The organism is Flavobacterium sp. CFS9, from assembly GCF_041154745.1.
In the GTDB taxonomy this organism is placed as follows: Bacteria; Bacteroidota; Bacteroidia; order Flavobacteriales; family Flavobacteriaceae; genus Flavobacterium.
The window spans coordinates 190,742-203,997 of record NZ_AP031573.1 but is presented as its reverse complement, the minus strand read 5'-3'; the positions used below and the strand labels follow the sequence as shown (position 1 = coordinate 203,997).

Annotated in this window: 12 protein-coding genes; 10 read left to right on the top strand and 2 right to left on the bottom strand. The window is 35.5% G+C overall.

Annotated features, from left to right (window positions below; all coding sequences use genetic code 11):
- Positions 1–72 precede the first annotated feature (72 nt).
- The 4 genes from pfkA to ACAM30_RS00590 all read left to right on the top strand — a co-directional run bounded on the left by pfkA (position 73) and on the right by ACAM30_RS00590 (position 3,515).
- The gene (gene pfkA, locus ACAM30_RS00605; RefSeq protein WP_070908891.1) at positions 73–1,059 is read left to right on the top strand and encodes a 6-phosphofructokinase; all 987 of its coding nucleotides are present in this window, start codon (positions 73–75) and stop codon (positions 1,057–1,059) included.
- Positions 1,060–1,142: 83 nt separating this feature from the next.
- Complete coding sequence (gene gap / locus ACAM30_RS00600) at positions 1,143–2,147, top strand: type I glyceraldehyde-3-phosphate dehydrogenase (protein ID WP_017497660.1); 1,005 nt, start codon at positions 1,143–1,145, stop codon at positions 2,145–2,147.
- A gap of 129 nt (positions 2,148–2,276) precedes the next feature.
- Complete coding sequence (locus ACAM30_RS00595) at positions 2,277–3,128, top strand: N-acetylglucosamine kinase (protein WP_070908889.1); 852 nt, start codon at positions 2,277–2,279, stop codon at positions 3,126–3,128.
- 12 nt (positions 3,129–3,140) lie between these two features.
- Positions 3,141–3,515 (top strand): methylglyoxal synthase, encoded by a 375-nt coding sequence (locus ACAM30_RS00590; protein WP_369616741.1) that lies wholly within the window; start codon positions 3,141–3,143, stop codon positions 3,513–3,515.
- A gap of 123 nt (positions 3,516–3,638) precedes the next feature.
- On the opposite strand, the gene ACAM30_RS00585 is transcribed toward ACAM30_RS00590, so the two are convergent.
- Positions 3,639–4,019: a RidA family protein gene (locus ACAM30_RS00585; RefSeq protein WP_369616740.1), complete on the bottom strand. Its 381-nt coding sequence runs from the start codon at positions 4,017–4,019 to the stop codon at positions 3,639–3,641.
- A gap of 24 nt (positions 4,020–4,043) precedes the next feature.
- Positions 4,044–6,800 carry a putative LPS assembly protein LptD gene (locus tag ACAM30_RS00580; RefSeq protein ID WP_369616739.1) on the bottom strand — a complete coding sequence of 919 codons (2,757 nt, stop codon included), beginning with the start codon at positions 6,798–6,800 and terminating at the stop codon, positions 4,044–4,046.
- Positions 6,801–6,849: 49 nt separating this feature from the next.
- Here ACAM30_RS00580 and ACAM30_RS00575 point away from each other — a divergent pair, with 49 nt between their 5' ends.
- From ACAM30_RS00575 to bshA, 6 genes are all read left to right on the top strand, one after another.
- Positions 6,850–7,977: an N-acetylmuramoyl-L-alanine amidase gene (locus ACAM30_RS00575; RefSeq protein ID WP_369616738.1), complete on the top strand. Its 1,128-nt coding sequence runs from the start codon at positions 6,850–6,852 to the stop codon at positions 7,975–7,977.
- A gap of 50 nt (positions 7,978–8,027) precedes the next feature.
- Entirely contained in the window at positions 8,028–8,993 is a 966-nt protein-coding gene (locus tag ACAM30_RS00570) for an MlaD family protein (protein ID WP_369616737.1), read from the top strand.
- Positions 8,994–8,998: 5 nt separating this feature from the next.
- Complete coding sequence (locus tag ACAM30_RS00565; RefSeq protein ID WP_369616736.1) at positions 8,999–10,330, top strand: 4Fe-4S dicluster domain-containing protein; 1,332 nt, start codon at positions 8,999–9,001, stop codon at positions 10,328–10,330.
- A 129-nt stretch (positions 10,331–10,459) separates the two neighbouring features.
- Entirely contained in the window at positions 10,460–11,251 is a 792-nt protein-coding gene (locus tag ACAM30_RS00560; protein ID WP_017497653.1) for a (Fe-S)-binding protein, read from the top strand.
- 107 nt (positions 11,252–11,358) lie between these two features.
- The gene (locus tag ACAM30_RS00555) at positions 11,359–11,841 is read left to right on the top strand and encodes an ABC transporter ATPase (RefSeq protein WP_369616735.1); all 483 of its coding nucleotides are present in this window, start codon (positions 11,359–11,361) and stop codon (positions 11,839–11,841) included.
- A 255-nt stretch (positions 11,842–12,096) separates the two neighbouring features.
- Positions 12,097–13,251, top strand: a complete 1,155-nt coding sequence (gene bshA / locus ACAM30_RS00550) for an N-acetyl-alpha-D-glucosaminyl L-malate synthase BshA (protein WP_369616734.1) — start codon at positions 12,097–12,099, stop codon at positions 13,249–13,251.
- Positions 13,252–13,256 lie beyond the last annotated feature (5 nt).

Below are 13,256 nucleotides of genomic sequence, written 5' to 3'. Positions count from 1 at the left end.
TTGCTAATTTATTACAAAAATAACCCAACAAGTGGTGAATGTTTGCTAATTTTACACTTTAATACTTAAATAATGCCAAAAACAATAAAAAAAGTTGGTGTTCTTACATCAGGAGGTGACTCACCAGGAATGAATGCCGCAATACGATCAGTTGTTCGAACATGTGCTTATCATAATATAGAATGCATAGGGATTTATAGGGGATATCAAGGAATGATTGAAGGTGACTTCAAAGAAATGGGACCCCGTAGCGTAAATAATATTGTAAACAAAGGCGGAACGATTTTGAAATCAGCTCGTTCAGTTGATTTTAGAAGTCCGGAAGGTAGAAAGAAAGCACACGAAAATCTTTTAAAAGCCGGAGTAGATGCTTTGGTTGTTATTGGAGGAGACGGAAGTTTTACCGGAGGATTAATTTTTAATTCAGAATACGGTTTTCCTGTAATGGGAATTCCCGGAACAATTGATAATGATATTTTTGGAACCAGCCATACCTTAGGATATGATACGGCCTTAAATACTGTTGTGGATTGTATCGATAAAATTAGAGATACTGCAAGTTCACATAACCGTCTGTTTTTTGTAGAGGTAATGGGTAGAGATGCAGGTCACATTGCTCTTAATGCCGGAATTGGTGCCGGTGCAGAAGAAATTCTTATTCCTGAAGAAGATTTAGGTTTAGACCGATTATTAGACTCTCTTCAAAAAAGTAAAGCTTCAGGAAAATCATCAAGTATAGTTGTTATTGCCGAAGGAGATAAAATAGGTAAAAACGTTTTCGAATTAAAAGATTACGTTGAAGCCAATCTGCCGGAGTACGACGTTAGAGTATCTGTATTAGGACACATGCAGCGTGGTGGTTCTCCATCTTGCTTTGACCGTGTTTTAGCAAGCCGTTTGGGAGTAAAAGCGGTAGAATCTTTAATAGAAGGTAAATCAAATTATATGGTCGGTTTGCAGGCTGATAAAGTTGTTTTGACACCTCTTGAACAAGCAATTAAAGGTAAATCTGAGATTGATAGAGAATTGTTAAGAGTGTCCGACATCATGTCGACATAAAAAAAGTTTAAAAAAGGAAAGAAGTTTATTGTGAGGAAATTAGACTTTGAATTAGTGTAATAAAAAACAAAAAATTAAGTAAAATGTCAAAAGTAAAATTAGGAATAAACGGATTTGGACGTATCGGAAGAATCGTTTTTAGAGAAACTTTCAATAGAGATAATGTAGAAGTAGTAGCAATCAATGATTTGTTAGATGTAGATCACTTGGCTTACTTATTAAAATATGATTCAGTTCACGGACGTTTCAACGGAACTGTAGAAGTAATAGACGGAAAACTTTTCGTAAACGGAAGAAATATTCGTATCACAGCTGAAAGAAATCCTGCTGATTTAAAATGGAACGAAGTAGATGTAGATGTAGTTGCTGAATGTACTGGTATTTTTACAACAATCGAAACTGCAAACGAGCACATCAAAGGTGGTGCTAAAAAAGTAATTATCTCTGCTCCGTCTGCTGATGCACCAATGTTTGTAATGGGAGTAAACCATGAAACAGCAAAAGCTACAGATTTAGTAGTTTCTAACGCTTCTTGTACGACAAACTGTTTAGCTCCTTTAGCAAAAGTAATTCACGATAATTTCGAAATTGTTGAAGGTTTAATGACAACAGTTCACGCAACAACTTCAACTCAAATGACAGCTGATGGTCCTTCAAGAAAAGACTGGAGAGGCGGACGTGCTGCAAGCATCAACATCATTCCTTCTTCAACCGGAGCTGCAAAAGCAGTTGGAAAAGTAATTCCGGCTTTGAATGGAAAATTAACAGGAATGTCTTTCCGTGTTCCTACAGCTGACGTTTCTGTAGTAGATTTAACGGTAAAAGTGGCTAAAGAAACTTCTTATGAAGAAATTATGGCTGTTTTGAAAAATGCTTCTGAAACTACCATGAAAGGTATCTTAGGATATACAGAAGATGCAGTTGTTTCTCAGGATTTTATTTCTGATAAAAGAACTTCAGTAGTGGATGCCGGAGCAGGAATCGGTTTAAATTCAACTTTCTTTAAATTAGTATCCTGGTATGATAATGAGTACGGATATTCAAGTAAATTGATTGATTTGTCTGTGCATATCGCAGGTTTAAAATAATAATATATATTTTTGCAAAATCCCGTTATTGAATAGTAATGGGATTTTCTTATTTTGTTACTTCTTTAATTTAGGTAAAAACACATTTTTTATTTAGCTAAAGAAAAACTAATCCAAAAACTAAATAAAATGAAATTAATAGTTGATAGTGGATCTACTAAAGCCGATTGGATTGCAATTGATGATAATGGAAAAGTATTATTCACCACACAAACTTTAGGGTTAAATCCTGAAATTCTTGACGGTCCGGAGATAGTAGAAAGATTAAACGATCGTTTTGATATTCTGCAAAATAAAAAGAACGCCACGCATTTGTTTTTTTACGGAGCAGGTTGCGGTACCGAGAGGATGAAAATAGAACTTTCCAGAATATTTCAGGAATATTTTGAGAATGCAATCGTAGAAGTTCAGGAAGATACTTATGCGGCGGTATATGCAACTACTCCAAAAGGAGAAGCTGCGATTGTGAGTATCTTAGGTACCGGTTCTAATTGCAGTTTTTTTGATGGAAAAGTATTGCATCAAAAAGTACAGTCACTTGGGTTTATTGCAATGGACGACTGTAGCGGAAATGTTTTTGGAAAAGAATTAATCAGAAAGTATTATTTCAATAAAATGCCAAAAGAACTGGCAGTTGAATTTGAGAAGGAGTATAATTTAGATCCTGATTTTATCAAAAATAAGTTGTATAAAGAACCAAATCCAAATGCTTATTTAGCGACTTTTGCAAAGTTCCTGATCAAGCATAAAGATACTGAGTTTTGTAGAAAAATTATTTTCAAGGGAATGAAGTCTTTCGTGAAAAACTACATCAAGCAATTTGACAATTGCAAAGAAGTTCCTGTTCATTTTGTTGGTTCAATAGCTTTTTATCTAAAAGACGAATTACAGGAAACTTTCGATAAATACGGACTTCAATTGGGTAATGTTTTAAGAAGGCCTATTGATGGATTAATTGCTTATCACGTTGCAAATCAATAAATAAAATAGAATATGGAAATTGCTATCATAGCACATGATGGAAAAAAGGCAGACATGGTTCAGTTTTTGAATAAAAACAAGACCTTACTGCTTCAGGACAATATTAAATTAATCGCAACGGGAACTACAGGGAGTAAGGCTGTAAATGCAGGTTTTAAGGTGAAAAGAATGCTTTCGGGACCAATGGGAGGAGATGCGCAGATTGCAGCAAGAGTAGCCGAAGGGAAGACGAATATGGTTTTCTTTTTTAAAGATCCGCTGGCAAGTCATGCTCACGAAGTTGATATCAATATGCTGATTCGTGTTTGCGATGTTCATAATGTACCGTTGGCAACTAATGAAGCTTCGGCGCAGTTACTGCTAAATGCCATTGCCTTGCAATTATAGAATTTCTAAAAGATAAAAAAAACCGTTACAATTCTGTAACGGTTTTTTTGTTTCAAGTTTCAAGTTTTAGATTGTATTTGGTAATTGTACTCAAAGTGTCAAGCCTGAAACCTGAAACATTTTTTATTGTACAGCAATTATCGAAATTTCAACATTTACATTTTTAGGTAAACAGGCCACCTGAACAGTTTCACGTGCAGGAGCTGTTTTTTCGTCGAAATAAGAGCCGTAAACAGCATTTATAGCGGCGAAATTATTCATATCCATGATAAAGATGGTAGCTTTCACTACATTTTCAAAAGACATATTTGCAGCTTCTAAAATTGCGGCAATATTTTCCATTACCTGTTTGGTTTCATCATTGATATTGTCTGTTACAAGTTCGCCAGAGGTTGGATTGATTGCAATCTGACCTGATGCATAAAGTGTGTTTCCTGATAATACAGCCTGATTGTAAGGACCAATTGGAGCCGGCGCCTTTTCGGTAAAGATGATTTTTTTCATAATAAATTATTTTTATTCGATGGTTTATCGATTTAAAGTGCTACGCTTGTTCCATTTGATATCACTCAACATTCCGGATTTAATTCCGATAAAGAAGTTCCAGTTTGAGTTTGGACCAATTGGAGTCCAGTTAAAGGCCATTCTCCAGCTCAATAAGTCTCTTTCGAAACGAAATTGTGTAAAAGTGACTCCTTTTTGTACAAAATCGTAACCCGTAGAAACCCCGCCTTTCCATTTAGGAGTAATATCCATATTGGCAGATATCATGATCGAGTTTCCGGTAATTTTATTTTCTCTGGCAGCATTCGAGTACGTTAGAGAGTACGCCATAGTCATATCCCATGGAAGTTTAGAGCGGAAAAACTCAGTGATCACATCTTTATCATCATCTTTTTCGTTGGCAAATTGACTATTTCTGCTGTCGTTTAGATCTGTATTTGTTCCGAATAAGTCATCATTACGACCTCCATTTCGCTGGCTTTGCGTGTTCTTTTCCTGTGCACCGCCTCCCTTGTTCGAGAAGGAGTAGTTTACCGTAAGGTTGGCACTCGTTAATCGGAATAAACTTCCTCCATTATCGATGTTAAAAACATTCATTACGTGTCCTGCACCATCAATTGCATACGGATTTAAAACAGCCCCAAAGTTCACATTCATTTTGTTATCCAAAAGCTGAGTTCCACCGCTTACAATTACCGGCTGCCAGGCTAAAGTTTGCTTTCCGTCAGCATTGAAATTATAACTGGTACTGAAGTTTAAGTTGTTCAGCAACATGATCTTTTTCGGCTCTGTTTTTGTACTGTCACGGTCTCTTACTTTGGCTTCAAAAGTATTACTTAAAGCAAATGACACAATATTAGAGTTGCTGTTTCCGGGAGCGCCAAAAATACCATTATCAAATCTGGAGTATGTGCTAATTTTTCCGGATGCGTCTACCGTATAATTGTCGTAATATTGATCAAAACTAGGTGTATAAGAATACGTCATAGTTGGTCTCATGACGTGACGTATGGATTGAATTTTTTTGTCGTCACCAAAATTAAAAGTACCGTAAATGGTAGTTCCTAAGTTGGTGCTGAAATTGTAAGTTCTGTAAGCATCAAAACCATTAACAGTGGTAGTTACTGCTTGACCTTTAGTTGCATCGTATTGTCTGTTTTCAGTTTTGGTTACCCAGGTTTCCTGATAATTGGTAGAGGCTCCGGCACTAAAGTATTTAAATAATTTAAAGTTAGTACTAATAGGAATACTGTGCTGCATTCCAATCTTAGCATCTCTAAACATTTGTGGTTTGAAAAACAGGGAGTCTGTTGTTGAAATACTGTTTTTACCGCTTAAGTTATATTGTAAATTGATGTTTTTTATGAACCCTTTTTTAACGCCGTCTTTTCCAACAAAAGGATAAACACGATCCACACTTGCCTGTAAGGTTGGTAAGGTCATGTCGATTTTTTCCGTTTGGGTATTTTGCGAGTGCGTGGCAGTTAACGAAATACGTGCCTGTGGAATCGTATTGAATGTTTTACTATAGGAGATGGATGAATTTAAAGTGTTATTTAAATTAGATCCTGCGTTCGCCTGATTGATTGATCGCTTAAAGTACTTACTGCTACCCATGTTTACAGAGGCAGAAAATGTAGAGTTAGGATTCGATTTAGTATCTTTCGAATGCGACCACTGAATGTTGTAGATTTTTTCCTTAGAATAGTCAGGATAACCACGCTCACTGGTGATTAGGTTTTCATAACGGATATTAAGATTTCCTCTGTATTTGTACTTCGCAGCGTATGTCGATTCGAAACGCATGGCATAACTACCATTGGTGTAATAATCACCCAGCACTGTCAGATCATAATTGTCGCTTAATGCAAAATAATATCCTCCGTTTTGCAAAGAGAAGCCTCTTGTGTTAGAGTCGTTGTAACTAGGTAAAATAATACCCGAAACACTTTTTTCCTGACTCATTGGGAAATAGGCAAAAGGCAATGCCAAAGGAGTAGGAACGTCCGCAATAACCATATTTGTTAAACCGGTAATTACTTTTTTACCAGGTATGAACTTTACTTTATTAGTCTGAAAATAGTATTCCGGATTGTCAATGTCTTTTGCGGTTGTAAAACGGGCACCGCGTAAAAAGTAAACCGAGTCGTTTTCTTTTTTGGTAATGGCTGCTTTAATCTTAAATTCACCTTGTTCTGTTCTCGAATTATAGATCAGAGCCTTTTTGGTTTTAAAATTAAAACGAATAGAGTCCGGCTGTACTTCGCTGGCTCCTTGTTTGAAGTTTGGATATTGTATCAAAACACCTGCCGAATCCCGAATACGTCCGGCATAAACTTCTTCTTTTTCCATGTTTAAAACAATGATACCCGACTTTAATTCGACATCTTTGTAATAAAGTTCGGCTTCATTATATAAGGTAAGAGTTTTAGCTTTTTTGTCGTATTTAGCGTAATCTTTAGCTTTGTATTTGGTAACAGCATCAAGGAAATTCTTTTTTGCCTTAACCGTATCCAGCTTTATAGTGTCTGAAACGGGAGCCTCAGGTTTCTCTGTTGCAGTGCTTTTTTGTTTATCTGTTTGTTTTACAGTAGGTAAAGGCTTTTTTTTGTTTTTTATCTCTTGCGAATATAAATTACCACATCCTAAAGTTAGGAAAAATGATAATAAAACGATATTAAATAAGTTTGTATGCAAAGGTTTAAATGCTATTTTTGTAAAATTATGGCTTGTTTTTTGACATGTCAAACTTACATATAATTTTTTGTCAAAAATAATCAATTGTGAAAATTATAGCTGTTGCGTTTTATTAAAATTAACTTTTAGATTTATGAATGGATTTAACAAAATTAAAGTAATATTTACTTTTTTTCTAACGATATGGTCTTTTTGTGCTTATAGCCAGGCAAATGTTTTTAAGGTAACACTTGATGCTGGACATGGTGATCACGACTTTGGAGCTGTTTACAGTGGACGGATTGAAAAAAATATTGCTTTAGCTATTGTTTTAAAAGTGGGTAAAATCTTAGAAGCAAGTCCTAATGTTAATGTAATATATACTCGTAAAACGGATGTTTTTATTGATTTGGTCGAAAGAGCCAACATTGCAAACAGAGCAAATTCCAATATTTTTGTATCCATCCATTGTAATGCAAATAAAAACACAGCTGCCGACGGAACAGAAACCTATGTAATGGGTTTGAGTAAAGTAGCATCGAATCTTGAAGCTGCGAAAAAAGAGAACTCTGTAATTACTTTAGAAAAAGACTATAAACGTAAATACGAAGGTTTTGATCCAAATTCACCTGAATCGATGATCGGAATGACTTTAATGCAGGAAGAATATTTGGATAACAGTATTTCTTTGGCCAGTAAAATCGAAGACAATTTTGATAAATTGGGGAAAAAACTGAGACACGGAGGGGTGAAGCAAGCGCCTTTCATGGTACTTCATAAAGCATATATGCCCAGAGTTTTAGTAGAAACCGGGTTTGTATCCAATCCAACAGAAGGAAATATTCTAAATTCGGAAGAAGGACAAAATGATATTGCAAAAGCGATTGCTGAGGCAATTTTGAGCTATAAAAGCGAATATTTTGGTTCAGGTGTTCCGGAAATAATAGACTCAAAACCGGCAAAAGATACTTCAACTCCGGTAAAAACAAAGGAAGTTGAAGCTCCTGCAGCAGTTAAAAATGCTCCGAAAGGCACATTCTTTAAGGTACAGCTTATTGCCAGTATTAAAAAAACACCATTGGAGCCTAAAAATTTTAAAGGACTTAAAAACGTAACGATGCTGTACGAAAATAATATTTACAAATATTTCTATCAGGAAACTTCAAGTTACGATGCTGCCAAAAAATATTTGGAAGAAGCTAAAGATAAAGGATATGGAGCTGCCTTTTTGGTTGCAACCAAAGATGGAGAGAAGATCAGTATTCAAGACGCCATTAAATAATAGCTTCTAGTTCGAATATTTATATTAATTTTGTACAAACACTAAGAATTTTGAAACTAACAAGAGAAATTAAAACGGCTATTTTAGTCATCGCGTCAATTTTATTATTTATTTGGGGCTATAGTTTTTTAAAAGGCAAAGACCTTTTTACCAATTACAAAACATTATATGCAGAGTATGATAATGTTGAAGATTTATCAGCATCTGCTCCCGTAACCATAAACGGACTTACGATTGGTAAAGTAACTAAAATTACAATCAATGAAGTAACAGGGAAATTATTAGTTGAACTTCAATTAAAAACAGATTTTCCAATTTCTAAAACAAGTCAGGCATCTTTGTATTCTCCAAGTCTAATTGGAGGAAAACAGATCAAGATTGTTCCTAATTTTGCAGACAAAGAACTGGCAGCTGATGGTCAGACTTTGGCTTCGGTTGTTGAACCGGGACTGAAAGAATCTTTAGGCGGAAAAATTGAACCAATTCAGGTGAAATTAGAAAAAATGTTGGTCAATATTGATAATCTGGTTTCCGGATTAAACAACGTTTTAGATAAAAAAGGACAAGAAGATCTGAAGAAGACTTTAGCAGAATTGAGCCAGACTATGGAGCAATTCCATAAAGCTTCAGGAAGCATCAATACTATCTTAGATACCAACAAAGGACAGATTAACGGAGTGGTAAGCAACTTCAATAAAATGTCCAGTAATTTCAATAAAATCTCTGATTCTTTAAATAAAGCAGATTTAGGAAAAACAGTTCGAAACTTAAATCAGACTTTGGCTAAAGTGGATGGTATTATGAGTAATTTGAACTCAGGAAAAGGTACTGCAGGTAAATTATTGAATGATGATGCCTTGTATAATAATCTCGCGAAAACTTCAAAAGAGCTTGAATTGTTGTTACAGGATGTTCGTCTTTACCCAACACGTTATGTAAATGTTTCGCTTTTCGGAAAGAAAAACAAACCTTATGTAGCACCAACAGAAGACGCTAACACAACCACTAAAAAATAATCAGAATGAGTTATTTAGATAATATTTTATTCGCTATACTTCTTATTATAGGTTTTGGCTTTTTTGCATCGAGCGTAAAAAAGATCATCCGAAACATTAATTTGGGAGTAGATGTAAATCGAAAAGATAATTCTAAAGCACGTTGGAAAAACATGGCATTGATTGCTCTGGGGCAATCAAAAATGGTGAGACGCCCTGTAGCTGGAATACTTCATATTTTTGTATATGTAGGTTTCATTATTATCAACATCGAATTACTCGAAATTATTATTGATGGACTTTTTGGAACACATAGAATTTTTGCGCCTTATTTAGGTGTCGTTTATGATGTTTTAATTGCTTCATTTGAGATATTGGCAATATTGGTCATTTTTGCCGTTACGGTTTTTTGGATCAGAAGAAATGTAATCCGATTAAAGCGTTTTGTGAATAAAGACTTAGATGGATTTCCTAAAAGCGATGCGAATTACATTTTGTATTTCGAAACCGTTTTAATGCTGTTGTTTTTATTGATGAATGCTTCCGATCTTCATTTGCAAAATGTTCCGGGAGGTGTTTTTCATAAAGCAGGAAGTTTCCCGATCAGTCAGTTTATAGCGCCAATTTTTAACGGAATGTCGAATGAATTGGTAGTACTGTTATTTGAAGTATTTTGGTGGCTGCACATAGCGGGTATTTTGGTTTTTATGAACTATTTATATTTCTCTAAACACCTGCACATTCTTTTGGCTTTCCCGAATACTTATTTTGCGAACCTGAACCCGGAAGGTCAGTTTGATAATTTAGAGTCAGTAACCAAAGAGGTAAAGTTAATGATGGATCCAAATGCAGATCCGTTTGCTGCTGCTCCTGTGGATGAAACTGCTGCTCCTGCAAAATTTGGAGCAAGTGATGTTCAGGATTTAAACTGGGTACAGCTTTTAAATGCTTATACCTGTACAGAATGTGGTCGTTGTACATCATCATGTCCGGCAAATCAAACCGGTAAAAAATTGTCTCCTCGTAAAATTATGATGGACACAAGAGACCGTTTGCAGGAAGTGGGTAAAAACATCGATGCGAATAAAGGAGTTTTTGTTCCGGATAATAAAACATTATTGAACGATTATATTACACCGGAAGAATTGTGGGCTTGTACCTCATGTAACGCTTGTGTAGAAGAATGTCCGGTAAACATCAGTCCGTTGTCTATTATTATGGATATGCGTCGTTATTTAGTGATGGAACAAAGTGCTGCTCCAATGTCATTAAATGCAATGATGACGAATATTGAAAACAATGGAGCGCCTTGGCAGTACAGCCAACAGGATCGTTTGAACTGGAAGAATGAGAATTAAAAAAGTTTAATTGGTTATTTATTTAACCGCTTAATCGATTGAAATAAAATAGTAAGGTTTTTTAGTAGGGTTACAGCTAAGAGTGCGATTAACCAAATAAACGATTAACCGATTTAACAACAAAAGAAGATGTCAGAAAGTTTAGTAGTGCCAACAATGGCTGAAATGCTAGCCCAGGGAACACAGCCTGAAGTTTTATTTTGGGTAGGTTGCGCAGGGAGTTTTGATGATAGAGCAAAAAAAATTACAAAAGCATTTGTACGAATCTTAAATCGTACCAATGTTTCGTTTGCGGTTTTAGGTACTGAAGAGAGCTGTACCGGAGATCCTGCAAAACGTGCCGGAAATGAGTTTTTGTTTCAGATGCAGGCCATGATGAATATCGAGGTGCTGAATGCTTATGAAGCAAAGAAAATTGTTACTGCTTGTCCGCACTGTTTCAATACTTTAAAAAACGAATATCCGGAATTAGGAGGTCAGTACGATGTTATACATCATACAGAGTTTTTAAAATCATTAATTGATGATGGAAGACTGACTGTAGAAGGAGGTCAGTTTAAAGGAAAGAAAATTACGTTTCATGATCCTTGTTATTTAGGAAGAGCTAACAAAGTATATGAAGCACCGAGAGACTTGATTCAGAAACTGGATGTTGAACTAGTGGAAATGAAGCGCTCAAAAGCAAACGGACTTTGCTGTGGAGCGGGAGGAGCACAAATGTTTAAAGATGCTGAACCTGGAAACAAAGAAGTGAACGTTCTGCGCACCGAAGATGCCTTGGAAGTACAGCCGGATATTATTGCAGCCGGATGTCCGTTCTGTAATACCATGTTAACTGATGGTATCAAACATCAGGAGAAAGAAGGACAAGTGAAAGTAATGGATGTTGCAGAGCTAATTGCGAATGCACAAGATCTTTAAGAGAGGTTCTGTTATTAAGGTGCTAAGGTTCTGAGGTTTTTAGCTTGAAACCTGAAACTTGAAACCTGAAACTTGAAACCTGAAACAAAATAAAACAAAAAGAAAAAATGTATATACCTTTTGAAAATTTACCTGGTGAATCCAGAGTTTGGATTTATCAATCAAACAGAAAGTTTTCTGAGGAAGAATTTTCTGAAATAGAAAACGACCTGAAAGCTTTTGTAGAAGGATGGGCGGCACACGGAACAAGTTTGGAAGCTTCGTACCAGCTAAAATACAACCGATTTATTATTTTGGCTGTAAATCAGGAAGTACAGGCAGCAACAGGCTGTTCAATTGATAGTTCGGTGGAGTTTATCCAAAGTTTAGAGAAAAAGTACAACGTTGATTTGTTAGACAAAATGAACGTAACTTTTAAGCTGGGTGAGCATATTGCGCACAAACCTTTAATCGATTTCAAGAAGATGGTTAAAGATAAATCAGTATCCGAGAACACGATTGTTTTTAATAATCTTGTGAATAATATTGAAGAATTTAACGAATCATGGGAAGTTCCTGCTGCCGATAGCTGGCACAGCAGATTTTTCTAAAAGAATATTTCGAATAAAAGAAAGGCGTAAAATTTATATTTTACGCCTTTCTTTATTTTTTTATAAACCCGACAGGTTTTTAAAAATTGTCAGGTTTGAATAAATAGTTTTTTTGTTGTTATAACCTCTGAGGTTTCAAAAATCTATCCGGTTTGAATCGAAGAAACTGAAGCTTATTATTCACAAAAATCTAACATTTTAAAAGAACAATTAAAAGCTATTTTTAAGTACTTTCGTAGTTACTAAACTTAATACATGAAAATAGCAATAGTTTGTTATCCGACATTTGGTGGTAGTGGTGTAGTTGCTACGGAATTAGGCCTTGAATTAGCCAGACGCGGACACGAAATCCACTTTATTACCTACAGTCAGCCGGTTCGGTTGGCGCTTTTAAACCCTAATGTTCATTATCACGAAGTAAACGTTCCTGAATATCCTCTTTTTCACTATCAGCCTTATGAATTGGCACTGTCCAGTAAATTGGTTGATATGGTAAAATTGTATAAAATAGAAGTACTTCACGTGCATTATGCCATCCCTCATGCATATGCGGGCTATATGGCGAAGCAAATGCTGAAAAATGAAGGAATTAATCTCCCGATGATTACCACACTTCACGGAACAGATATTACATTGGTGGGGAATCACCCTTTTTATAAACCTGCGGTGACTTTTAGCATCAATAAATCAGATTATGTGACTTCAGTTTCTCAGAGTCTGAAAGATGATACTTTGAAACTCTTTAAAATCAAGAATAAAATTAAGGTCATTCCTAATTTTATTGAATTGGATAAAGTTAGAAAAGATCCTCATGCCCCTTGTCATCGTTATGTTATGGCGAAGGAGGACGAGCGTATTATCACGCACATTAGTAACTTTAGAAAAGTGAAGAGAATTCCGGATATCATTAAGATTTTCTATAATATTCAGAAAGAAATTCCGTCTAAGCTGATGATGGTAGGAGATGGTCCGGAAAAAGAAAAAGCTGAAATTTTATGCATGGAACTAGGTATTTACGACAAAGTGATTTTCTTCGGAAATAGTAACGAGATTGATAAAATTTTATGTTTTACTGATTTATTCCTGCTTCCATCAGAAACAGAGAGTTTCGGTTTGGCAGCCTTAGAGGCTATGTCAAGTGGGGTTCCGGTAATTTCGAGTAACTCAGGTGGTTTGCCGGAGGTTAATTTTGATGGTTTTTCAGGATATTTGAGCAATGTGGGTAATGTTGAAGAAATGGCTGCCAATGCGATTAAAATACTAAAAGATGACAACGTTTTGAATCAGTTTAAAGCAAATGCATTAGAGGTTGCTCGTAAGTTTGATATCAAAACAATATTGCCTAAATATGAGGCGTTGTATCAAAGGGCGATTGATGATTATAAGCATGAGAAACACGAGAAACAATAATCTTA

Excerpts from the sequence above, each read along its gene's own strand:
- ACAM30_RS00560 (WP_017497653.1), top strand. The coding sequence starts at position 10,460 with ATGTCAGAAAGTTTAGTAGTGCCAACAATGGCTGAAATGCTAGCCCAG.
- ACAM30_RS00590 (WP_369616741.1), top strand. The coding sequence starts at position 3,141 with ATGGAAATTGCTATCATAGCACATGATGGAAAAAAGGCAGACATGGTT.
- ACAM30_RS00555 (WP_369616735.1), top strand. The coding sequence starts at position 11,359 with ATGTATATACCTTTTGAAAATTTACCTGGTGAATCCAGAGTTTGGATT.
- ACAM30_RS00595 (WP_070908889.1), top strand. The coding sequence starts at position 2,277 with ATGAAATTAATAGTTGATAGTGGATCTACTAAAGCCGATTGGATTGCA.
- pfkA (WP_070908891.1), top strand. The coding sequence starts at position 73 with ATGCCAAAAACAATAAAAAAAGTTGGTGTTCTTACATCAGGAGGTGAC.
- ACAM30_RS00565 (WP_369616736.1), top strand. The coding sequence starts at position 8,999 with ATGAGTTATTTAGATAATATTTTATTCGCTATACTTCTTATTATAGGT.
- gap (WP_017497660.1), top strand. The coding sequence starts at position 1,143 with ATGTCAAAAGTAAAATTAGGAATAAACGGATTTGGACGTATCGGAAGA.
- bshA (WP_369616734.1), top strand. The coding sequence starts at position 12,097 with ATGAAAATAGCAATAGTTTGTTATCCGACATTTGGTGGTAGTGGTGTA.
- ACAM30_RS00575 (WP_369616738.1), top strand. The coding sequence starts at position 6,850 with ATGAATGGATTTAACAAAATTAAAGTAATATTTACTTTTTTTCTAACG.
- ACAM30_RS00585 (WP_369616740.1), bottom strand. The coding sequence starts at position 4,019 with ATGAAAAAAATCATCTTTACCGAAAAGGCGCCGGCTCCAATTGGTCCT.